The following is a 22,671-nucleotide window of genomic DNA, read 5'->3' on the forward strand; positions in this document are numbered from 1 at the left end:
GGCAGATGAGCGAGAAGAACCGAGAAGGCAAGCGCACCGCCCGCGAGCGGATGCAGGCGGAGCGGGCGGCCGACGAGGCCCGCGCCCGGCGGAAGAAGAAGCTGCTGGTGGGTGGGGCGGTGCTGGCGGTGATCGCCGCCGCCGTGATCACCGGCGTCGTGGTGCAGAACGAGCGCTCCAAGCCGGAGACCCCGACCGCCGCCCCGGCCGGCACGATCGGCGACAAGAACCTGGTCGTCCCGGTCGGCGCGGCCAACGCCCCGTCCGTCCTCACCGTCTACGAGGACCCGCGCTGCCCCGCCTGCGGCATCTTCGAGCGTGAGCTCTCGCCGACCATCGACCAGCTGGAGGACGCCGGCAAGATCTACACCAACTACCACATCGTGTCGTTCATCGACCGGGCCGTGCCGGGCAAGGGCTCCAAGTACGGGGCCAACGCGCTGGCCTGCGCCCAGGACGCCGGGCACTTCCGCGACTACCACGACGTGCTCTACCGCAACCAGCCGGACGAGACCAACGACGCCTTCCGCGACAAGGCCACCCTGATCAGCCTCGCCAAGCAGGTCGACGGTCTGGACACGCCCGCCTTCGAGGCCTGCGTCAACGACAACAAGTACGGCGGCTGGGTCTCCGCCGTCCAGCAGGACTTCGACAAGTCCGGCTACAAGTCGACGCCGACGGTGCTGCTCAACGGCCAGCCGATCTACCCGAAGAACGGCACCGAGGAGATCACCCCGCAGAACCTGGTGAAGTGGGTGGACGCCGCCAACCAGGGCAAGCCGCTGGGCACGACCGGCTCGCACGGCCAGTCCCCGGCGCCGACCAGCACCGCCTCGGAGAGCAACAACCCGTCGCCGAAGGCCGGCTGAGCACCGGCCCGGCCGGGCCGCCCGCCGCCGCCCCCTCCCCGTCCGGAGGGGGCGCCGCGCCGCTGCGCACCCTGTTGTTCGGGATCTGTGACCCCGGGGGTGCCCGGGGCGAGCCGCCGACCCTGTAGCGTCGGAGCTGCCATGGATATCGCCTACATTCCCAGCCCGTCGCGGGGTGTCCTCTATCTCGGACCGATCCCGCTGCGCGCCTACGCCTTCTGCATCATCCTCGGTGTCGTCGTGGCCGTCTGGCTCGGCAGCAAGCGCTGGGTCGCCCGGGGCGGTGGCAAGCACACGGTCGGCGACATCGCCGTCTGGGCTGTGCCGTTCGGCCTGGTCGGCGGCCGGCTCTACCACGTGATCACCGACCACCAGCTGTACTTCGGCGAGGGCAGGAACCCCTGGAACGCCTTCAAGATCTGGGAGGGCGGCCTCGGGATCTGGGGCGCGATCGCGCTGGGCGCGGTCGGCGCCTGGATCGGCGCCCGCCGCCGGGGCGTGCCGCTGCCCGCCTACGCCGACGCCATCGCCCCGGGCATCGCGCTCGCGCAGGCGATGGGCCGCTGGGGCAACTGGTTCAACCAGGAGCTGTACGGCCGGGAGACCACGCTGCCGTGGGGCCTGGAGATCGACAAGACGCTGCCCAACGGTGAGGTCGTCACCGGGGTCTACCACCCGACCTTCCTCTACGAGTCGCTCTGGTGCGTCGGGGTCGCGCTGCTGGTGATCTGGGCGGACCGCCGGTTCACCCTCGGCCACGGCCGGGCCTTCGCGCTGTACGTGGCCGCGTACACGGTCGGCCGGTTCTGGACCGAGTGGCTGCGGATCGACGAGGCGCACGTGATCCTGGGCCTGCGGCTCAACGACTGGGTGGCGATCGCGGTGTTCCTGGCCGCCGTCGCCTACTTCGTGATCGTCGGGAAGAAGCGGCCCGGCCGGGAGGACCCGGCGAGCATCGACCCGACGGCGACCGATCCGGCGGCGACCGACCCGTCCGGTGCTTCCGAGGCGACGGGTGCCTCGGAGGGGAGCGCCGCAAAGTCTCGCTCCTCGGACAAGAAGGTGGACACCGAGCCGGCCGACGCGGCCCGCGGAAGTGCCGGCAAGGACGCCAAGAACCTCACCTGACCAGCGACTTCCATTGCCTCCGGCCGCTCTTCCGCGCTTCGCGGGGGGCGGCCGGAGCGCTGTTCGGACAGCCTTACTTTGCTGGAAATGCCCAGGCCGGGCGGACTACGTTCGATTCATCAGACGATCGGACGGAGGCCCGAAACCGTGAGCGCGACCACCCTTGACCCCGAGGCCGGGCACCACCCCCGCATACCCGCCGCCGGGCACCACCGCGATGTGAACGGCGGCTGGCTGCGGCCGGCCGTGTTCGGCGCGATGGACGGGCTGGTCTCCAACTTCGCGCTGATGACCGGCGTGGTGGGCGGCGCGGTCTCCAGCAGCACGGTGGTGCTGACCGGCCTGGCCGGGCTGGCGGCGGGCGCCTGCTCGATGGCGGCGGGGGAGTACACCTCGGTGGCCTCCCAGCGTGAGCTGGTGCAGGCCGAGATCGAGGCCGAGCGGCTCGAGCTGAGCCGCAACCCCCACGGCGAGCTGGCCGAGCTGGCCGAGCTGTACGTGGCGCGCGGGGTGGAGCCGGCGCTGGCACACGAGGTCGCCCGCCAGCTCTCCGCCGACCCGAACCGGACGCTGGAGGTGCACGTCCGGGAGGAGCTGGGCGTCGACCCCAACGACCTGCCCTCGCCGTGGGTCGCGGCCGGCTCCTCGTTCGTCTGCTTCGCGGTCGGCGCGCTGCTGCCGCTGCTGCCGTACCTGCTGGGTGCGACCTCGCTGGTGCCGGCGCTGCTGCTCTCCGTGGCCGGTCTCTTCGCGTGCGGCGCCGTGGTGGCCCGGGTGACGGCGCGCACCTGGTGGTTCAGCGGGCTGCGGCAGCTGCTGCTGGGCGGGGCGGCGGCCGGGGTGACGTACCTGCTGGGCTGGCTGATCGGCGGCCACGTCGGCTGATCGGCCGGGCAGCCACCTCGGGTGAGCGGGCCGGCGGCCACCTCGGGCGAGCGGCCGTGTCGGGCGGGTGAGCGGCCCGGGGCCGGGCCGTGGGATGGTACAGCGACCTGCATGATTATGCGATGGATCGCGTGACGTTCCGCACATAGAGGGCGGATGGCGCCTGGCCTAGTCTCATCATTCGGGCCCGGGCGCCGCGGATTCGCATCCTGGGACCGACTCCGGGAATGGATTCGCAGGCGACCTTGATCGGCTTCTGTGGCCGGGGGATTTCGCCCCTGTTTCGAGCGGCCCACCGCCGGGCACAATCGTCGGGACGTGCGCTGTGGCACGTCCTCTCATTGCGCCCTTGACCTGCGCATCCGTCCGCGATGTGGACGCGATATTCCGCTTCCCGGGATCTTGGGCATCATGTAACTTGCACGAAATCGCACCAGGGCCAACGTCGTCCCTACTGCACCAGCTCCCCCAGCCCTCTGCTGGGAGGTAACGAATGACGACGACGGGAGAGCCGATGCTGTCTGCATCCATGCACTCCGCCAACGAGCCCCAGGCCGGCGCAGCGCGCCCGCCGTACGCGCTCGTTCCGGATGCGCGACCTGCTGCTCAGGGCCTGTACGACCCGCGAAACGAGCACGACGCCTGTGGCGTCGGCTTCGTCGCCACGCTGACCGGCATCGCCGACCACAAGATCGTCGAGCAGGCGCTGACCGTCCTGCGCAACCTGGAGCACCGCGGCGCCACCGGCGCCGAGCCGGACTCCGGTGACGGTGCGGGCATCCTGACGCAGGTCCCGGACGCATTCCTGCGCTCCAAGGTCGACTTCGAGCTGCCCGTCGCCGGCGCGTACGCGGTCGGCATCGCCTTCCTGCCCGACGAGGACGCGGCCGACGCCGCCGCCGTCGCGCAGATCGGGGCCATCGCCGCCGAGGAGGGCCTGACCGTCCTCGGCTGGCGCGACGTCCCGGTCACGCCGGACCTGCTGGGCGCCACCGCCCGCAGCGTGATGCCGCGCTTCCGGCAGGTATTCCTCGCGGCAGCGGGCCATGGGCAGAGCCTGGGCAAGGACGGCGCCGAGGGCATCGCGCTGGACCGGATCGCCTTCGTCGTCCGCAAGCGCTCCGAGCGTGAGGCCGGCGTCTACTTCCCGTCGCTCTCCGCGCGCACCATCGTCTACAAGGGCATGCTGACCACCGGCCAGCTGGAGCCCTTCTTCCCCGACCTGTCGGACCGGCTCTACGCCTCCGCGCTCGGCCTGGTGCACTCGCGGTTCTCCACCAACACCTTCCCGAGCTGGCCGCTCGCCCACCCGTACCGCTTCGTCGCGCACAACGGCGAGATCAACACGGTCAAGGGCAACCGGAACTGGATGACCGCCCGCGAGTCCCAGCTCGCCACCGACCTCATCCCCGCCAACAGCAAGGGCCAGGGGCTGAGCCGGATCTTCCCCGTCTGCACCCCGGACCACTCCGACTCGGCGTCCTTCGACGAGGTCCTGGAGCTGCTCCACCTCGGCGGCCGGTCGCTGCCGCACTCGGTGCTGATGATGATCCCGGAGGCGTGGGAGAACCACGCCACCATGGACCCGGCCCGCCGCGCGTTCTACCAGTACCACTCCAACCTGATGGAGCCCTGGGACGGCCCGGCCTGCGTCACCTTCACCGACGGCACCCAGATCGGCGCCGTGCTGGACCGCAACGGCCTGCGCCCGGCCCGCTACTGGATCACCGAGGACGGCCTGGTCGTCCTCTCCTCCGAGGTCGGCGTGCTCGACATCGAGCAGGAGAAGGTCGCCAAGAAGGGCCGCCTGCAGCCCGGCAAGATGTTCCTCATCGACACCGCGGAGCACCGCATCGTCGAGGACGAGGAGATCAAGTCGGCGCTGGCCTCCGAACACCCCTACGCGGAGTGGGTCGCCGGCGGCCAGATCCAGCTCGCCAAGCTGCCCGAGCGCGAGCACATCGCGCACACCCACGCGTCGGTCACCCGCCGCCAGCAGACCTTCGGCTACACCGAGGAGGAGCTGCGGGTCATCCTGGCGCCGATGGCGAAGACCGGCGGCGAGGCGCTCGGCTCGATGGGCACCGACAGCCCGATCGCCGCGCTCTCCGAGAAGCCGCGCCTGCTGTTCGACTACTTCGTGCAGCTCTTCGCTCAGGTCACCAACCCGCCGCTGGACGCCATCCGCGAGGAGCTCGTCACCTCGCTGCTGTCCAACCTCGGCCCCGAGGGCAACCTGCTGGCCGCCGAGGCCGCCGCCTGCCGTTCCGTCGGCATCACCTTCCCGGTGATCGACAACGACGAGCTGGCCAAGCTCGTCCACATCAACGCCGACGGCGACCAGCCCGGGCTCAAGGCCGTCACCCTGTCCGGCCTTTACAAGGTCGCCACCGGCGGCGAGGGCCTGGCCGCCCGCCTGGCCGAGATCGCGGCCGAGGCCGACGCCGCGATCGCCGACGGCGCCCGGATCGTCGTGCTCTCCGACCGGCACTCCGACGCCGAGCACGCCCCGATCCCCTCGCTGCTGCTCACCTCCGCGATCCACCACCACCTCATCCGCACCAAGCAGCGCACCCAGGTGTCGCTGCTGGTCGAGGCCGGTGACGTCCGCGAGGTGCACCACGTCGCGCTGCTGATCGGCTACGGCGCCGGCGCGGTCAACCCGTACCTGGCCATGGAGTCCGTCGAGGACCTCGTCGCCCAGGGCGTCTTCATCGAGGGCGTCGAGCCCGAGAAGGCCATCAAGAACCTGATCAAGGCGCTCGGCAAGGGCGTGCTCAAGGTCATGTCCAAGATGGGCATCTCCACCGTCGCCTCCTACCGCGGCGCGCAGGTCTTCGAGGCGATCGGCCTCTCCCAGGAGCTCGTCGGCACCTACTTCGCCGGCACCACCACCAAGCTCGGCGGAATCGGCCTGGAGCAGATCGCCAAGGAGGTGGCCGCCCGCCACGCCAAGGCGTACCCGGCCTCCGGCATCCCCGCCGCGCACCGCGCGCTGGACATAGGCGGCGAGTACCAGTGGCGCCGCGAGGGCGAGCCGCACCTGTTCGACCCGGACACCGTCTTCCGGCTCCAGCACTCCACCCGCAACCGCCGGTACGACATCTTCAAGCAGTACACGGACCGGGTGAACGAGCAGTCCGAGCGGCTGATGACGCTGCGCGGCCTGTTCCGGCTGGACGGCCTCGGCCGCACCCCGATCTCCGTCGACGAGGTCGAGCCGGTCTCCGAGATCGTCAAGCGCTTCTCCACCGGCGCCATGTCGTACGGCTCGATCTCCCGCGAGGCGCACGAGACCCTCGCCATCGCGATGAACCGCCTCGGCGGCAAGTCCAACACCGGCGAGGGCGGCGAGGACCCGGACCGCCTGTACGACCCGGAGCGCCGCTCGGCGATCAAGCAGGTCGCCTCCGGCCGGTTCGGCGTCACCTCCGAGTACCTGGTCAACGCGGACGACATCCAGATCAAGATGGCCCAGGGCGCCAAGCCCGGCGAGGGCGGCCAGCTGCCCGGCCACAAGGTGTACCCGTGGGTCGCCAAGACCCGGCACTCCACCCCGGGTGTCGGCCTGATCTCCCCGCCGCCGCACCACGACATCTACTCCATCGAGGACCTGGCCCAGCTGATCCACGACCTCAAGAACGCCAACCCGGCGGCCCGCATCCACGTGAAGCTGGTCTCCGAGGTCGGCGTCGGCACGGTCGCCGCGGGTGTCTCCAAGGCGCACGCGGACGTGGTCCTGGTCTCCGGCCACGACGGCGGCACCGGCGCCTCGCCGCTGACCTCGCTCAAGCACGCGGGCGGCCCCTGGGAGCTCGGCCTCGCCGAGACCCAGCAGACCCTGCTGCTCAACGGCCTGCGCGACCGGATCGTCGTCCAGACCGACGGCCAGCTGAAGACCGGCCGCGACGTGGTCATCGCCGCGCTGCTGGGTGCCGAGGAGTTCGGCTTCGCCACCGCCCCGCTGGTCGTCTCCGGCTGCATCATGATGCGCGTCTGCCACCTGGACACCTGCCCGGTCGGCGTCGCCACCCAGAACCCGGTGCTGCGCGACCGCTTCTCCGGCAAGCCCGAGTTCGTGGTCAACTTCTTCGAGTTCATCGCCGAGGAGGTCCGGGAGATCCTGGCCGAGCTGGGCTTCCGCTCGATCGAGGAGGCCGTCGGCCACGCCGAGCACATCAACGCGGCCGCCGCGATCGACCACTGGAAGGCCGCCGGGCTCGACCTGGCCCCGCTCTTCCACGTGCCCGAGCTGCCCGAGGGCGCGGCCCTGCACTGCACCACCACGCAGGACCACGCGCTCGACAAGGCCCTGGACAACCAGCTGATCGACCTGGCCCAGGACGCCCTGGAGCGCGGCGACGCCGTCCGCATCCAGCTGCCGATCCGCAACGTCAACCGCACGGTCGGCACCATGCTCGGCCACGAGGTGACCAAGCGGTACCGCGGCGAGGGCCTGCCCGAGGGCACCATCGACGTGACCTTCACCGGCTCGGCCGGCCAGTCGTTCGGCGCCTTCGTGCCGAAGGGCGTCACGCTGCGGCTGGAGGGCGACGCCAACGACTACGTCGGCAAGGGCCTCTCCGGCGGTGTGGTCGTCGTCCGCCCGGCCCGGGACGCCGCCGCGATCGGCGCCGACGCGCAGAACCACGTCATCGCCGGCAACACCATCGGCTACGGCGCCACCGGCGGCCGCGTCCACCTGCGCGGCAAGGCCGGCGAGCGTTTCGCCGTCCGCAACTCCGGTGCGACCCTGGTGGTCGAGGGCGTGGGCGACCACGGCCTGGAGTACATGACCGGCGGCCGGGTCGTCATCCTCGGCGAGACCGGTCGCAACCTGGCGGCGGGCATGTCCGGCGGTATCGCCTACGCGCTGGACCTGCGCCCCGCCAACGTGAACGACGGCATGGTGGGCATCGAGGCCCCGACCGCCGCCGACCGCGACTGGCTGCGCGAGACCGTGCAGCAGCACTACGAGGAGACCGGCTCCACCGTGGCCGCCGAGCTCCTGGCCGACTGGGGCAGCGGGGTCTCCCGCTTCTCCAAGATCATGCCGACCGACTACAAGGCTGTGCTCGCCGCCAAGGACGCCGCTGAGCGCGATGGCCTCTCCGAGGCCGAGACCACTCGCAAGATGATGGAGGCGGCACGTGGCTGACCCCAAGGGCTTCCTGACCACCGGCAAGCAGCTGGCCGAGCGCCGGCCCGTGGACGTCCGTCTGCGGGACTGGAACGAGGTCTACGTCGAGCGCAGCCTCCTGCCGATCATCACCAAGCAGGCCGGCCGCTGCATGGACTGCGGCATCCCGTTCTGCCACAACGGCTGCCCGCTCGGGAACCTCATCCCCGAGTGGAACGACCTCGCCTACCGCGACGACTTCGCCGGCGCGATCGAGCGGCTCCACGCGACCAACAACTTCCCGGAGTTCACCGGGCGGCTCTGCCCGGCTCCCTGCGAGTCCGCGTGCGTGCTGGGCATCAACCAGGACGCGGTGACCATCAAGAACGTCGAGGTCACCATCATCGACAAGGCCTGGGACCGCGGCGGCGTCACGCCGCAGATCCCGGAGCGGCTGTCCGGCAAGACGGTCGCCGTCGTCGGCTCCGGCCCGGCCGGCCTGGCCGTCGCCCAGCAGCTCACCCGTGCCGGGCACACCGTGGTGGTGTACGAGCGCGCCGACCGCATCGGCGGCCTGCTGCGCTACGGCATCCCCGAGTTCAAGATGGAGAAGCGCCACATCAACCGCCGCATCGAGCAGATGCGCGCGGAGGGCACCCGGTTCCGCACCGGCGTCCACGTCGGCGAGGACATCACCGGGCAGCAGCTGCGCGAGCGCTTCGACGCGGTCGTCGTGGCCGCCGGCGCCACCACCGCCCGCGACCTGCCGGTGCCCGGGCGCGAGCTCAAGGGCATCCACCAGGCCATGGAGTACCTGCCGCTGGCCAACAAGGTGCAGGAGGGCGACTTCGTCGAGTCGCCGATCACCGCCAAGGGCAAGCACGTCGTCGTCATCGGCGGCGGCGACACCGGTGCCGACTGCCTCGGCACCGCACTGCGCCAGGGGGCGGCCTCGGTCACCCAGCTGGAGATCATGCCGCGGCCCGGCGACGACCGCCCCGGCCACCAGCCCTGGCCGACCATGCCGATGACGTACAAGGTCACCTCGGCCCACGAGGAGGCCGTCCACGTCCGGGAGACGAAGACGGTGGACAGCCGGGCAGAGGGACCCTCCTCGCCGGAGGCGGGCAAGGAGGGACGCATTTACGCGGTCAACACCACCCACTTCACGGGCGACGAGGACGGCAACGTCCAGGAGCTGCACCTCGTCGAGGTGGAGTTCAAGGACGGCCGGTTCGAGCCGGTGCCCGGCACCGAGCGGTCGATCCCGGCCCAGCTCGTCACCCTCGCCATGGGCTTCACCGGCACGGACGTCAGGAACGGCCTGGTCGAGCAGCTCGGCGTCGAGCTGGACGCCCGCGGCAACGTGGCGCGGGACGGCCGGTTCGCCACCAACGTGGACGGCGTGTACGTCTGCGGTGACGCCGGCCGCGGCCAGTCGCTGATCGTCTGGGCCATCGCGGAGGGCCGCTCGGCCGCCGCCGCGGTGGACAAGTACCTGGGCGGCAAGACCCCGCTGCCCGCCCCGATCCGGCCCACGGACCGCCCGCTGGTGGTCTGACGCCCCGCCCGACCCGCCGGCGGCCCCACCGCCGGCGGGACCGGGCCACCCCCCCCGAACGCCCGGCACCGCATTGCCGGGAGTACGAGCCGCTGCCCCCGCCAGCGTCGCCGGGCCTACGCGGTACTCAGGCGCCTGCCCTCTCCCCGACCAGTGGAGGGCGGGCGCCTCTTCGCGTCCAGGGGCCCTCGGCGTCCGGGGGCCCTCGGCGTACGGTGTCTCTTCGCGTCCGGGACCGGCCGTCCGGGACCGGCTGTCCGGGTCACTGGCGCAGCAGGAGTTCGGCCGCCTCGGTGCGGGCGTACAGCACCGTACGGCCGGTGCGGTGGCGGGCGGTCAGGCCCGCCCCGGTCAGCGCGGTCAGGTGGTGCGAGACGTTGGCGGCGGACAGGCCGGTGCGGGCGGCGAGTTCGGTGGTCGAGGCCGGCGCGTCGAGCTCGGCGAGCAGCCGGGCGCGGGTACGGCCGATCACGTTGGCCAGGCCGTCCGGCACCGCGGCACCGGACGTCTCCCACAGCGTGGCCACCCCGCGCGGCGGGTAGACCAGGCCCGGCTGCCACGGCGGGTTCAGCTGGGAGTAGACGCCCGGCCAGGCGAAGACGGTGGGGGCGAGGACCAGGCCGCGCTCGCCGTCCAGCCGCCGCTGCACGTCCACCAGGCGGTGGGCGATCCGCAGGGTGTCACGCTCCCAGCTCACCTGGGGGTGCAGGTCGGCGAAGAGCGCGGCCGGCCCGCCCGCCGACATCTGGCGGGCCCGCCGCAGGATCTCGCCCTCGGTGAGCCGCTGGATGCGCGGCCAGTGCGGGGCGATCGCGGCCGTCCAGTACGCCTGGACCTCGGCCGCCAGCCTGGCCAGCCCCGCCTCCGGGTCGGCCCACAACTCGGCGACCAGCGGAGGGAGTTCTCCGTCGAGCCGGGCGAGGTCGCGGCGGACCACCGCCGGGTCGGCGGCGGCCAGCTCGGCCACCGCCTGCTCGATGGTGAGCGTGGAGTGCACCGGTACCGGGGTCAGGAAGTCGGGCACGTACACCGTGGGCAGCCGGACCAGCTGGGAGAGCAGCTCCCAGCGGACACCGGCCAGCCGCTGCCGGGCCTGCCGCACCCAGGGCAGGTGGACGCCGTGCCGGCCCGGCTCCTTCAGCACCTCCACGCTGGTGACGACCTCCGACAGCGGCGAGGCGGCGAAGCGCGTCCGGGCGAGGTCCTGGGCCGAGAACTCCCAGACGAGCATGGCGGCCTCCGTCGAGGATTCGATCAGAATGGAATCTCTGTGCAGAGGTGATCATGCCCGGGAAGCTCGTGCCATGACCACCGCCACGCTCCCCCCGCTCCGGGACCGGCTCGGCCTCCCGGAGACCGCCGGCCGCCACCGCCTGATCGGCGCCCACCTCGTGGACAGTCTCGGCACCGGGCTGATCCTCGCCTTCACACTCGTCTACTTCGCCCGCACCACCACCCTCACCCTGGCCGCCATCGGCGCCGCCGTCACCACGGCCCGGCTGCTGGCCCTGCCCACCGCGATCGCCGTCGGCCCGCTGATCGACCGGTACGGCGCCCGGGCGGTGGCGGCCTGCGGCAACGCGCTCTCCGCGCTCGCCTACGGCGGCTTCCTGCTCGCCGGGCAGGCCTGGCAGATCGTGCTGGTCTGCCTGCTCACCCAGATCGGGCACGTGGCCTACTGGACCTCCAGCACCGGCCTGGTGGTGCTGGCCTCCGCCGAGGGCGAGCGGACCCGCTGGTTCGCGCTGGTGCAGACGCTGCGCAACACCGGGATGGGACTGGGCGGGGCGCTCGGCGCCGTCCTGGTGGCCGACGACGGGACGGGCGGGCTGCGGGCACTGGTGGTGCTCAACGCGGCCAGCTACGCGGTGGCGGCGGGCCTGCTGGGCTCCTGGCGCCCGGCCGCGGCGACGCCCGCCCCCGCGGAGCCCGCCGCGCCGTCCGCGAAGGCACCGTCCGCGAAGGCACCGTCCGCGAAGGCGGAGCCGGAGCGCGGCGGCTACCGGGCGGTGCTGCGGGACCGGCGGTACCTGCTGCTGGTCGTCGTCCACCTGGCCTTCGTCTTCGGCTCGATGATCATCAGCATGCTGCTCGCCGTCTACCTCACCGAGGGCCTGCACCGCGACGCCTGGCTGGCCGGCTCGCTGCTCGTCCTCAACGGCGTCCAGGTGGTGCTCACCCAGAACGCGGTGGCCCGCCGGCTCGAACGGTTCCGCCCCACCCGGGTGGTCGCCGCCGGCGCCCTGCTCAACGCGCTCTCCTTCGGCCTGTTCGCGCTCCTGGCCGCCGCCCCCGGCTGGATCGTCACCGCCGGCCTGTTCGCGGCGATGGCGGTCTTCAACCTCGCCGAGACCGTCGCCACCCCCTACGCGGAGGAGCTCAGCGTCTCGCTCGCCGACCCCGCCCGCCGCGGCCGCTACCTCGCCGTCTACCAGCTCTCCTGGAACCTCGGCCAGGCCGTCGCCCCCGCCCTGCTCACCCTCCTCCTCGGCCGCGGCGCCGCCTGGCCGTGGCTGTTCCTGCTGGTGCTGAGCCTGGCCGCGGTGCCCGGACTGCTGCGCCTGGAACGCCTCCGCTGACGGACTGTTGTTTGTCGGTGCCAAGTGGCAGACTGCGCCCGACGGCCGGGGGGCTGCGCGAGGTGCGGAGGTTGACAGGATGAGCATGACTCAGGCAGCCGGGGGTGCCACGGTACGGCGCCTGCTGCTGGGCTCCCAGCTGCGCAGGCTGCGGGAGGCCAGGGGCGTCAGCCGGGAGGAGGCCGGCTATTCGATCCGCGCCTCGGAGTCGAAGATCAGCCGCATGGAGCTCGGCCGGGTCGGTTTCAAGGAGCGCGACGTCGCCGACCTGCTCACCCTGTACGGCGTCGAGGCCGAGCAGGAGCGGGCCTCCGTCCTCGGCCTCGTCCGCGACGCCAACGCGACGTCCTGGTGGCACGCGTACGGCGACGTGCTGCCCGGCTGGTTCCAGACCTACCTCGGGCTGGAGGAGGCCGCCTCCGACATCCGCAGCTACGAGGTCCAGTTCGTCCACGGGCTGCTGCAGACCGCCGACTACGCGCGGGCCGTGATCACGCACGGCGGCCACGTCACCGAGCCGGGCGAGGTCGAGCGGCGGGTCGAGGTCCGGCTGAGGCGCCAGCAGGTCCTTACCGCCGGGCGGCCGCCGCGGCTGCTCGCCGTCCTGGACGAGGCCGCGCTGCGCCGCCCCTGGGGCGGGCCGGAGCTGATGCGGGCCCAGATCGACCGGCTGCTGGAGCTGACCGACCTGCCCAGCGTGGTGCTCCAGGTGATGCCCCTGGGGTTTGGAGGGCTGCGGGCGGAGGGCGGCGCCTTCTCGGTGCTCGGCTTCGCCGAGCCGGAGCTCGCGGACGTCGTCTACCTGGAGCAGTTCACCACCGCGCTGTACCTGGACAAGCCCGCCGAGGTGGCCGAGTACGCGGGCGCGATGGACGGCCTGGCGGCGGACGGACTCTCCCCCGACCGGACACGGGAACTTCTTCGCTCCGTACGCCAAGAGCTTTGAAGCATACGTACGATGAGGCCCGATCAGATCTGATCGGGGAAGGCCCGCGCGTCTTCCCGCATCGGCACGAGAGGGACCAGATGTCGTACCTTTCCGAGTTGGCGCTGCAGTACATCGACGGCGAGTGGCGGGCCGGCAGTGGCTCCTGGGACATCGTCGACGTCGACCCCTACACCGGCGACAAGCTCGCCGGCATCACCGTCGCCACCGTCGGGGAGGTCGACCAGGCCTACCGGGCCGCCGAGCGGGCGCAGAAGGAGTGGGCCGCCACCAACCCCTACGCCCGCCGGCTGGTCTTCGAGCGCGCACTGCGCATCGTCGAGGAGCGCGAGCAGGAGATCACCGAGGCGATCGCGGCCGAGCTGGGCGGCACCGCGCTCAAGGCCGGGTTCGAACTCGCCCTCACCAAGGACATGCTGCGCGAGTCGATGCAGCTCTCCCTGCGCGCCGAGGGGCGGCTGCTGCCCTCGCCGGTGGAGGGCAAGGAGAACCGCCTCTACCGCCTGCCGGTCGGCGTGGTCGGCGTGATCAGCCCGTTCAACTTCCCGCTGTTCCTGTCGATGAAGGCGGTCGCCCCGGCGCTGGCGCTCGGCAACGGCGTCGTGCTCAAGCCGCACCAGGAGACCCCGGTCGTCGGCGGCACCCTCATCGCCAAGATCTTCGAGGACGCGGGCCTGCCGGCCGGCCTGCTCAACGTGGTCGTCACCGACATCGCCGAGATCGGCGACGCCTTCATCGAGCACCCGGTGCCCAAGGTGATCTCCTTCACCGGCTCCGACAGGGTCGGCCGGCACGTCGCCACCGTCGCCGCCTCGCACTTCAAGCGGACCGTGCTCGAACTCGGCGGCAACAGCGCGCTGATCGTCCTCGACGACGCCGACGTCGGCTACGCCGTGGACGCCGCGGTGTTCAGCCGCTTCGCCCACCAGGGCCAGGTCTGCATGGCCGCCAACCGGGTGCTGGTCGACCGCGGCGTGGCCGACGAGTTCACCGAGAAGTTCGTCGCCAGGGTCGCCGCCCTGCGCGTCGGCGACCCCAGGGACCCGGCTACCCAGATCGGCCCGCTGATCAACCCCGTCCAGGCCGACGCCCTCACCGCCCAGGTCGACCAGGCGATCGCCGCCGGTGCCACCGCCCTGCTGCGCGGCGGGACCGACGGCAGCCTGATGGACCCGGTCGTCCTCGCCGGACTGCCGGCCGGCGCGCCCATCCTCCAGCGCGAACTCTTCGGCCCCGTCGTCCTGGTGGTGCCCTTCGACGGCGAGGACGAGGCCGTCCGGCTTGCCAACGACACCCCCTTCGGCCTCAGCGGCGCCGTCCACACCGCCGATGTCGAGCGCGGTGTGCGAGTGGCGCAGCGGATCGAGACCGGCATGATCCACGTCAACGACGGCACCATAGCCGACGAGCCCGTCGTGCCCTTCGGCGGCGAGAAGAACTCCGGCGTGGGCCGGCTCAACGGCGACTCCACCGTGGACGCCTTCACCACCGTGAAGTGGATCTCCATCCAGCACGGGCGCAGCCGCTTCCCACTCTGACCCGGAGGCGCGGGGCCCCGCCCGGCGGGGCCCCGCGGCCCGGCGGCCGGGTAGCGGAGCAGCCCGTCCGTGGCGAGGCCGAAGGAGAACGGCGCCGGGACCGGCACCTCGTCCCCGAACCTGCCGGCCCACTGCCGCGGTACGTGCCGCCGTCGGGCTCGGAGTGCAGGGTGAGCACGCCCTCGCGCGGATCGATCACCAGGTACAGCGGGATGTGCATCAGCGGATAGTCCCGGACCTTGCCGACCAGGTCGTTCTCCGGGTTCGACGGCGAGACGATCTCGATCGCAACTGCCGCCAGCTCCGCGGGGACTTCGTTGCCGCCGAGTTCGACCGTGGCGACCGGGATGTAGGTGAGGTCCGGATGGCGCAGCTTGCCGACGTCAGGCGACGCCAGGTCGGTGTCCTCGCTCGGCATCAGGCCGGCGGGCGGTGTGCGTCGAACTGCTCGCGGACGATCAGCAGGTTTGCGCTGATGGATCACCGACGGGCCGGCCATCATGATGATCTCGTCGCCCGACACCTCGATCTTCCAGCCGGCCGGCGGGGTGAGGCTCCGCGCGTGGGCCACCGGCTGGGCATGCCGTTCGGGGGCGCGGAACTCGCTCATGCCGCCATCCTCTCACCGCACGGGCAGACCCCGGGTGTGCGGCAGCCCCGGACCGTCCGAGGCTGCCGCAGTACGGCTCAGGGGGTTCAGAAGACCGGCTGGCCGGCGCGCACCAGGCGCCAGGACTCGGTGGCGAAGTCGGCCGGGTCGATGACGCCCTTGGCCTTCACCCAGGCGATCATCGCGTTGCGGATCTCGTCCGAGTTGGCCCACACCTTCTGGGCGGCCGCGACGTGCGGGAAGTTGCCGCCGCCGTTGGCACGGTAGTTGTTGACGGCCAGCACGAACTGGGCGGCGAGGTCGATCGGCTTGCCCTCGAAGGTGAGGTTGACGATGCGGGAGCCGGCCGGCTGGGCGATGTCGATGTCGTAGCCCAGGCCGTACACCGAGTCGTAGTTGTAGTCCGGGGTGTTCTGGGCGTTGGTCAGGGTGGCCTTGTCGACCGGGGCGCCCGGGGCGAGCTGGTTGTAGTACCTCGCCGAGAACTCCAGGTAGTCCTTGAGCTGGGCGCCCGTCAGGATGCGGGCCTCCAGGGTGTTCTCGTAGATGTACAGGCCGGCCGCGTCGCGCAGCTTGACCTGGCCCGCCGGGATCCGCGCCGTGCGGTTGAACGGCGCGGCCTGGGCGAGTACCGGCAGCTTGGCGTACTGGCCGCCGGCCAGCGCCGCCTTGACCACGTCGGCCTGGACGCGGCCGATCAGGTCGATGATCGGGACGTCCTTGAACGGCGCGTCGGCGATCGACAGCTCGATCTTCGCGGTGCCGATCACCTGGTTGACGTACGCGACCACCTTCTTGTGCTGGTCGGTCATCAGGTTGACGATCTCCGGGTCCTCCGGGACGGTGTTGGAGTTCAGCACCCGGGCGGAGAGCGAGGAGACCTTCCAGGCGCCCTTGTCGAACTCCACCTCGAAGTCGAAGCAGGTCAGGCGCTGGCCCCAGCAGAGCGGCTCGGAGAGCACGACCGTCCTGCCGGTCTCCTTGTTGACGACCAGGCGCTGCGGGATCTCCTTGTGGGCGTGGCCCACCAGCACCGCGTCGATACCGGGCACCTGCTCGGCCAGCGCGACCGAGGCGTTCTCCGGCCAGGGCAGCTGGTCGCCGTAGGAGGTGGCCTCGTCCATGCCGGAGTGGCAGGCCACCACGACGACGTCGGCGCCGGCGGCCTTCACCTTCGGCACCCAGATCTTCGCGGTCTCGACGATGCCCGGGAAGGTCATCTTGCCGGCGACGTTGGCCTTGTCCCAGATCGCGATGCCCGGGTTGGTCAGGCCTAGGATGCCGACCTTCAGGGCCGGGCCGTTGCCCAGCTTCAGCTTGCGGATGACGTACGGCGGGAAGGCCGGCCGGTCGTTCTTGGCGTTCAGCGCGTTGGCGCCGAGCAGCGGGAAGTCCAGCTGCTCCTCGTAGGCGCGCAGGGTGTCGATGCCGTAGTTGAACTCGTGGTTGCCGAGCGCCGCGGCGGTGTACTCCATGGTGTTCATGGCGAGCGCCATCGGGTGCTCGGGCGCGGTGTCGGCGTCGGTGGCGATCGGCTCGACGCGCGCGAAGTAGTAGGTCAGCTGGGTGCCCTGGATGGTGTCACCGGCGTCGATCAGCAGACAGCGGTCCCAGCCCTTCTCCTCGCGGACCTGCTTGGCCAGCGTGGAGATCTTGGCGAGGCCGACCTCGTTGTGCGCCTTGTCGGCGTACACCGCGTCGGTGAAGTAGTCCCAGTTCAGCACCCGGCCGTGCAGGTCGGTGGTGCCCATGACGGTGAAGGCCTGCTTCTTGGCCGGCTTGCCCTTGGCGAGGGCGTCGTCCGGGCCGGCCGCCGCGGCGGGGGAGGCGGCGGCGAGCGTGGCGCCACCGGCGAGGGCAGCACCGGCAGCGGTGGCGGCGGACCGGGTGACGAAGTCACGGCGGTTCAGGGGCATGGACGACTCTCCCGGGTGGGACTGCGGACGGACCGTCAATAGTCTGGTGACGCGCGTAGAGGTACGCGCGTAGAAGTTTGCCGCGCGGCCTCGCGGATTGATAGCCCCGGGACGTTTCCGGCAGGTGAGATCTTGGCGACTCGTTCGTGACGCGGCCGGGCGGGTGCTGCGTGGTACGGCCGTACCCGGAAGGCGCTGCCGGCCGTACCCCGGCCGCGCTGCCGGCCGTACCCGGACCGCGCTGCCCGCCGTACCGGGAGGACGCCGCCGGCGGTACCGGGAACGGGCGCCCGGCGGCACCCGGGAGGCATGCCCGGCCGTACCCCGGAGCGAGCCTCGCCGTACCGCGGAGCGCGCCCTGCCGACCCGGGAAGCCCGGCCGGGAGATCCGTCCGAGAGCGGCGCCCGGAAGTGGGGCGGGACGTGTGCGCCCGGAAGAGCCCTGCCCGGAAAACACGCCACCCGCCGCGCCGTGCGGGCACGGCGGGCGGGTGGAATGGCTGCCCGGAACGATCGGACAAGCGTCCTAGATGTAGCCCTCGCGCACCGCGTGGGCGACCGCGTGCGCCCGGTTGCGCAGCTGCAGACGGGTGGTCAGGCCGTGCAGCACGTTCTTGACGGTGCGCTCGGAGTACGACAACCGGGCCGCGATCTCCCCGGTGTCCCAACCCTCGGCGACCAGCCGCAGCACATCCGACTCCCGCTCGGACAGCCCCGCCGGCGCATGCCCCGGCATCCCCTGGACGCTCCGCTGCAACCGGCCCACCTGGCTGATCAGCCGGCCCAGCAGGTCGGCCGGAAGGTCCCCGTCGCCGCGCGCCGCGGCGAGTACCGCCCGCCCCAGCCGCTCGGCGGTCGCCTCCCGCCGCCAGAGGATCGCGGCCACCCCGCACTCCACCGCCTCCAGCAGCTCGGCCTCGCGCATCCGCTCGACGACCAGCACCACCTTCTGGTCGGCGCCGCGCACCAGCCGGCGCAGCGTCGCCACCACGGCGGCGTCCGCCGACTCGGCGAGCAGCACGGTGACGGCGCCGGGCGCCGTCGCGTCGTCCGCCGCCAGCTCCAGGCCCGGGTGGCGGCGCAGCTGCGCCTCCGCACCGGCCCGCGAGATCGGGTCCGCGGCCCGTACCACCACGCCCGTCCGGACGCCGCCGCCCGGGGAGGCGGCGGCCGCGGGGGCGTGGCGTGCGGGCGCGGGCCGCTGGGCCGGGACGCTGCGCGGCATCGTCGTGGCAGGCACCCGCCGGGCCGTGCCGCGGTGGTCGGGCTCGGTGTGCAGGACAGTCAATCTGGCCCCCTCCTGGAGAATCCCGGCCCGCCACCCGGACGGCCGGTATGCGCCGCCCCGGGGGCGTTGCAAGAACTCGACCGGACGGGGGGCCGTACGGTGACGCGTCCCGGGGCAGCGGTGCCCCCGGCTACCCGGAGCGGCTGCCCCCGGTTGCTCCCATGCTTTCCCGCCACGGGTGACCGCGGCCATCGTGGTCCACCACGAGATCGGGCCGCCCGGCGGCCTCGGCACAGCCAGGAAGGGCAGCCCAGAGGCGCAGCAGGGGCCGCCCGGGCGGCGGCCCGGAGGTAGGCTGCGGAGCGGCACCGGACGGCGGGTTGTACGGACAACTAGAGGGCGCTCGGGGTCCGCGGGTGGGGGTGCGGTACTCGCCCGGGCGGGGTGCGACGAGAATCACATCACTAGCCCAGGCGCTGACAAGCAGTCAATCCGTTTCCCTGGATGACGGCCAAGAGTGCCCGACCGGCCACGCCGGAGGGGGCACCACGGGGAGGGGAAGCAGTTGACTTCCTCCCCCGCGTGAAACGCGGGGGAAGTCCCCTCGGTCTCGCGGCTGAGCCGCGGCGCGTGGCGCTGCGGTGGGACTGATTCCTGCTTCACCGACGACTGCCCGCCCGGAGTGCTCCGTTGAGGTCTTACACCGTCTCCACAGGCTGCGACCCCCGCCGGTCCGGCGGCCAGGACGTTGCGGGCCGCGCTCCCGCCCCGGCCGGCGGCCGGAAGCGCCACCGGCGACGCGATGCCGGCCCGGACGGAAGCGGTACGTGAATGCCCGCTTCACAGGAGTGGCCTCGGCTCACAGACCACCTCGGCAATCCTCGGCGTTCCCGGGGCATCTGATGGCATTCGATGACGTACAGCGGTCCGCCGTGACGGCGAAACGACGATCCGTGACCCACCCCGCAGGAGTGTCACCTCCTCCCTCTGCCGAAGCCTGCGGTATCCACGAAAGGACCCCGATGAGCACCGTCCGGATCCGCCGACCGCAACAGGCCCCCCGCGTGACCCTCCCGGCCCGCGACCCCCAGCTGGACCGGATCGCCGCCCTCGCCGACCGCGCCCGGGCCGGCACCGGAGGCGTCCTGCTGCTCACCGGAGCGGCCGGCACCGGCCGCAGCACCCTGCTCGCCGAGGCCGCCCGGCGCGCGGCCGCCGAGGGCACCACCGTGCTGTGGGCCCGCTGCGCGGCCGACGAGGCCGGCACCCCCTACGCCGCCGCCCGCCAGCTGTTCGAGACCGGCCCCGAGGCCGGCCCTGTCCGCGCCGAACGGGCCGAACGCCTTGAACGGGCCGAACGCCTTGCCCGTGCCGACCGCTCCGACCCGTCGGCACGGGCAACACGGGCAGCACAGGCCGGACGCGCCCACGGGACCGACCGGCCCGAAGAGCCCGCCGCCGCCGACCTCTGGGCCCTGCTGCGCCTGTACGCCGCCCACAGCCCCGTCCTGCTCGCCGTCGACGACATCCACCACGCCGACCGCCCCTCCCACGACTGGCTGCTCCAGGTCGCCCGCCGGATCGACCGCCTCCCCGTCCTCCTGCTCGCCACCGAACGCCGCCAGTCCGTCCTCGGCACCCCGCCCACCCGCTTCGGCCGGGACCTTCCCCCCGGCCTGACCGAGACCACCCCACTCGGCCCGCTCGACACCCCCGCCGCCACCCGGCTCACCGAACACCACCTCGGCCCCGCCACCCCCACCACCCTCACCACCGACTGCCTCCGCGCCACCGGCGGCAACCCCCTGCTGCTCACCGCCCTCCTCACCGACCTGCACCGCCACCCCGAACGACCCACCCCGCCGGCCCTCCCCGGCACCTGCGCCCGGCTCCCCGGCGACGCCTTCCCCGAAGCCGTCGAGGCCTGGCTGCGCGGCGGCGGCGAGCGCGCCCTCACCGCCGCCCGCGTCATCGCCCGGATGCAGGAACACCCCGCCGCCCGCACCGCACCGCTGCCCGGCACCGGCCACAGCGACCCCACACCCATGCTCGCCGAACTCGCCGACGCCGACCCCGACCAGCTCGCCGGCTGGCTCGCCGACCTCACCACCCAGGGGCTGCTCGACAACCCCGGCCCCGGCCACTGGCCCCGCTTCACCCACCCACTCCTGGCCGACGCCGTCCTCACCGGACACGAACCCGGCCACCGCGCCGACGTCCACCGCGCCGCCGCCGCCTTCCTGCACCGGGCCGGCGCCCCCGACGAACGCGTCGCCGGACACCTGCTCCTCACCCCCGCCCCCGGCCCCCGCTGGGCCGCCGACACCCTCCGCTGCGCCGCCCGCAAAGCCGCCGACGCCGACCGCCCCACCGACGCCGTCACCCTGCTGCGCCGCGTCCTCGCCGAACCACTCGGCGACCGCCGGCGCGGCCTGGTCCTCACCGAACTCGGCAGCCTGGAGGTGACCCTCGGCCCGGACGAGCGCACCGCCGGCGTCCGCCACCTCGCCGAGGCCGTCCACCTCCAGCAGTCCGACGAGGGCGTCTTCCGCACCGCCAACACGCTCGGCGCCGTCCTCGCCGCCCGCGGCGACACCCCCGCCGCGCTGGAGGTGATGGAGGAGCTGGCCGAGCGCTTCGCCGACCGCGACGACCTCGTCCACGCCGTACAGGCCGCCGCCGCCCTGATCGCCGCACACGACGGGAAGAGCTGGCTCCAGGTCGTCGAGGGCGTCCGGCGGTTCGCCGCCCGCAGCACCCAACGGCCCGCGCCGCCCGCGTACGCGCTGCTCACCGAGTTCGACTCGACCAGCGGAGTGCTGACCGCCACCGAGGTCGCCGGACGGATCCAGGAACTGCTCGACGCCCCGGTCGACCCGCTCTGCCGCTCCTACGTGCTGGTCTCCGCGGCCACCCTGGCCCAGTGGGCCGACCTGCTCCCCGAGGCCGACCGGCTGGTGGAGCACGGCCTCACCGCGTACCGGGGGCCCTCGCTGGACCCGGGCTACCAGTGCCTGCTGAGCGTCCGGGCCGAGGCACGGGTCATGCGGGGGGAGTACCAGGCACTCCTGGACGACCTCGCCCTCACCGGGCCGGCGCCGGCCGCGGACCCGCGCCCGGGGGTGCGCGAGCACGGCGGTGCCGGCGACCGGACGCCGCAGATCAGGCAGGAACAGCCCGAACAGCCCGAGCGGCAGGAGCGGCCCGAACAGCCCGAGCGGCAGGAGCGGCCCGAACAGCCCGAGCGGCAGGAGCGGTCGGTCTGGTCCTGGTGGTGCGGCACACCACCGGAGAACGGGCCCGCCACCGGCCCCGCCGGCCACGGACCGGACCGGCACGGACGGGACGGACGCGACGGAGCCGCAGGCGCCGAGGCCGCCCGCGCGCGCTACGCCGGACTGCTCGGCCAGCAGAACGCCCACCTGGTCGCCCAGGCCGTCCTCGCCCTCACCGAGACCGGCCGCTACTGGCAGGCCCACGGCCTGGCCCGCGCCATCGCCGCCGACCGCGCCCAGGGCTCCTGGGAGTGGAACGAGTACCTGTACGCCCGCGGCATGCTCCACCTCGCCACCGGCGAGCCCGCCGCGGCCCTCGCCGACCTGATGGAATGCGGACGCCGGCAGGACGAACGGCAGGTCCTGAGCCCCATCGTCACCCCCTGGCGCTCCGCCGCCGCCGACTGCCACACCCTGCTCGGCGAACCCGGCCCCGCCGTCGCCCTCGCCGAGGAGGAGCTGCGGCTCGCCCGCATCTGGGGCACCCCGCGCACCATCGGCCGTGCCCTGCGCGCCCTCGCCGCCGCCACCGGCGGCCGGCACGGTCTCGACCTCGCCGCCGAGTCCGTCGAACTCCTGCGCGGCGCCGGGATCGAGACCGAACTGATCCCCGCACTGATCACCTACGGCCGGCTGCTCGCCGACGGCGGCCGGCGCGGCGCCGGCCGCCGGGCCCTGCGCGAAGCCGCCGTCCGCGCCGAACAGCTCGGCGCCGTCCGGCTGAGGGCGGTCGCCGTGGAGTCGCTACGAGTCTCCGGCGCCCGGCTCGGCCGGGGCGAGCACGCCGGGGCCGAGGCACTCACCGACAGCGAGCTGCGGATCTGCCGTCTGGCGGCCGCCGGGAACTCCAACGCGGAGATCGCCGCGATGCTGCACCTGGCGGTGCGGACGGTGGAGACGCACCTGACCAACAGCTTCCGCAAACTGGGCGTGCGGCGCCGGGCCGAACTGGCGCGGGTGCTGGAGGGCTGAGACGGGCCCGAGGGCCCTGTGCCCGGCCCGATCCCCCGGGCCCGG

The 22,671-nt window shown here is 72.9% G+C and carries 13 protein-coding genes; 9 read left to right on the top strand and 4 right to left on the bottom strand.

Going from position 1 to position 22,671, the window contains the following annotated elements; translation table 11 throughout:
• The first annotated feature begins 5 nt into the window (after positions 1 to 5).
• The 5 genes from OG286_RS28775 to OG286_RS28795 all read left to right on the top strand — a co-directional run bounded on the left by OG286_RS28775 (position 6) and on the right by OG286_RS28795 (position 9,562).
• On the top strand, positions 6 to 869 hold the full coding sequence (locus OG286_RS28775; protein ID WP_405365869.1) for a DsbA family protein: 864 nt from the start codon (positions 6 to 8) through the stop codon (positions 867 to 869).
• 141 nt (positions 870 to 1,010) lie between these two features.
• On the top strand, positions 1,011 to 1,997 hold the full coding sequence (lgt, locus tag OG286_RS28780) for a prolipoprotein diacylglyceryl transferase (protein ID WP_396319322.1): 987 nt from the start codon (positions 1,011 to 1,013) through the stop codon (positions 1,995 to 1,997).
• Between the two features lie 147 nt (positions 1,998 to 2,144).
• Positions 2,145 to 2,882 (top strand): VIT1/CCC1 transporter family protein, encoded by a 738-nt coding sequence (locus tag OG286_RS28785; protein WP_396319321.1) that lies wholly within the window; start codon positions 2,145 to 2,147, stop codon positions 2,880 to 2,882.
• A 529-nt stretch (positions 2,883 to 3,411) separates the two neighbouring features.
• Positions 3,412 to 8,040, top strand: coding sequence for a glutamate synthase large subunit (gene gltB / locus OG286_RS28790; protein ID WP_405363690.1), 4,629 nt, complete (start codon positions 3,412 to 3,414; stop codon positions 8,038 to 8,040).
• On the top strand, positions 8,033 to 9,562 hold the full coding sequence (locus tag OG286_RS28795) for a glutamate synthase subunit beta (RefSeq protein ID WP_396319320.1): 1,530 nt from the start codon (positions 8,033 to 8,035) through the stop codon (positions 9,560 to 9,562). Before gltB ends, OG286_RS28795 begins: the two co-directional genes overlap by 8 nt.
• A 262-nt stretch (positions 9,563 to 9,824) precedes the next feature.
• Here the strand turns inward: OG286_RS28795 and OG286_RS28800 are convergent, their stop codons facing one another.
• Positions 9,825 to 10,793, bottom strand: coding sequence for a DUF5937 family protein (locus tag OG286_RS28800; RefSeq protein ID WP_396319319.1), 969 nt, complete (start codon positions 10,791 to 10,793; stop codon positions 9,825 to 9,827).
• Between the two features lie 73 nt (positions 10,794 to 10,866).
• On the opposite strand from OG286_RS28800, the gene OG286_RS28805 reads away from it, so the two are divergent.
• The 3 genes from OG286_RS28805 to OG286_RS28815 all read left to right on the top strand — a co-directional run bounded on the left by OG286_RS28805 (position 10,867) and on the right by OG286_RS28815 (position 14,625).
• On the top strand, positions 10,867 to 12,141 hold the full coding sequence (locus OG286_RS28805; protein ID WP_396319318.1) for an MFS transporter: 1,275 nt from the start codon (positions 10,867 to 10,869) through the stop codon (positions 12,139 to 12,141).
• Between the two features lie 79 nt (positions 12,142 to 12,220).
• Positions 12,221 to 13,087 carry a helix-turn-helix domain-containing protein gene (locus OG286_RS28810; protein WP_396319317.1) on the top strand — a complete coding sequence of 289 codons (867 nt, stop codon included), beginning with the start codon at positions 12,221 to 12,223 and terminating at the stop codon, positions 13,085 to 13,087.
• Positions 13,088 to 13,167: 80 nt separating this feature from the next.
• The gene (locus OG286_RS28815; RefSeq protein WP_396319316.1) at positions 13,168 to 14,625 is read left to right on the top strand and encodes an aldehyde dehydrogenase family protein; all 1,458 of its coding nucleotides are present in this window, start codon (positions 13,168 to 13,170) and stop codon (positions 14,623 to 14,625) included.
• Here OG286_RS28815 and OG286_RS28820 read toward each other — a convergent pair.
• The 3 genes from OG286_RS28820 to OG286_RS28830 all read right to left on the bottom strand — a co-directional run bounded on the left by OG286_RS28820 (position 14,570) and on the right by OG286_RS28830 (position 18,376).
• Positions 14,570 to 15,235 carry a Uma2 family endonuclease gene (locus OG286_RS28820; RefSeq protein WP_405365870.1) on the bottom strand — a complete coding sequence of 222 codons (666 nt, stop codon included), beginning with the start codon at positions 15,233 to 15,235 and terminating at the stop codon, positions 14,570 to 14,572. The two genes, OG286_RS28815 and OG286_RS28820, sit on opposite strands and share 56 nt — an antisense overlap.
• Positions 15,236 to 15,321: 86 nt before the next feature.
• Positions 15,322 to 17,151, bottom strand: coding sequence for a bifunctional metallophosphatase/5'-nucleotidase (locus tag OG286_RS28825; protein WP_396319314.1), 1,830 nt, complete (start codon positions 17,149 to 17,151; stop codon positions 15,322 to 15,324).
• Positions 17,152 to 17,677: 526 nt separating this feature from the next.
• On the bottom strand, positions 17,678 to 18,376 hold the full coding sequence (locus OG286_RS28830) for a LuxR C-terminal-related transcriptional regulator (protein ID WP_396319644.1): 699 nt from the start codon (positions 18,374 to 18,376) through the stop codon (positions 17,678 to 17,680).
• Between the two features lie 1,025 nt (positions 18,377 to 19,401).
• Between OG286_RS28830 and OG286_RS28835 the strand changes: the two genes are divergently transcribed.
• The gene (locus tag OG286_RS28835) at positions 19,402 to 22,626 is read left to right on the top strand and encodes an AAA family ATPase (protein ID WP_405365871.1); all 3,225 of its coding nucleotides are present in this window, start codon (positions 19,402 to 19,404) and stop codon (positions 22,624 to 22,626) included.
• Positions 22,627 to 22,671: the final 45 nt, after the last annotated feature.

Source organism: Kitasatospora sp. NBC_00039 (genome assembly GCF_045160625.1).
Lineage (GTDB): Bacteria > Actinomycetota > Actinomycetes > Streptomycetales > Streptomycetaceae > Kitasatospora.

What these genes read in the sequence shown, in the direction of transcription:
- OG286_RS28825 (WP_396319314.1), bottom strand. Translation starts at nt 17,151, where the DNA reads ATGCCCCTGAACCGCCGTGACTTCGTCACCCGGTCCGCCGCCACCGCT.
- OG286_RS28815 (WP_396319316.1), top strand. Translation starts at nt 13,168, where the DNA reads ATGTCGTACCTTTCCGAGTTGGCGCTGCAGTACATCGACGGCGAGTGG.
- OG286_RS28775 (WP_405365869.1), top strand. Translation starts at nt 6, where the DNA reads ATGAGCGAGAAGAACCGAGAAGGCAAGCGCACCGCCCGCGAGCGGATG.
- OG286_RS28820 (WP_405365870.1), bottom strand. Translation starts at nt 15,235, where the DNA reads ATGAGCGAGTTCCGCGCCCCCGAACGGCATGCCCAGCCGGTGGCCCAC.
- OG286_RS28805 (WP_396319318.1), top strand. Translation starts at nt 10,867, where the DNA reads ATGACCACCGCCACGCTCCCCCCGCTCCGGGACCGGCTCGGCCTCCCG.
- OG286_RS28835 (WP_405365871.1), top strand. Translation starts at nt 19,402, where the DNA reads ATGAGCACCGTCCGGATCCGCCGACCGCAACAGGCCCCCCGCGTGACC.
- gltB (WP_405363690.1), top strand. Translation starts at nt 3,412, where the DNA reads ATGCACTCCGCCAACGAGCCCCAGGCCGGCGCAGCGCGCCCGCCGTAC.
- OG286_RS28810 (WP_396319317.1), top strand. Translation starts at nt 12,221, where the DNA reads ATGAGCATGACTCAGGCAGCCGGGGGTGCCACGGTACGGCGCCTGCTG.
- OG286_RS28800 (WP_396319319.1), bottom strand. Translation starts at nt 10,793, where the DNA reads ATGCTCGTCTGGGAGTTCTCGGCCCAGGACCTCGCCCGGACGCGCTTC.
- lgt (WP_396319322.1), top strand. Translation starts at nt 1,011, where the DNA reads ATGGATATCGCCTACATTCCCAGCCCGTCGCGGGGTGTCCTCTATCTC.
- OG286_RS28830 (WP_396319644.1), bottom strand. Translation starts at nt 18,376, where the DNA reads ATGCCGCGCAGCGTCCCGGCCCAGCGGCCCGCGCCCGCACGCCACGCC.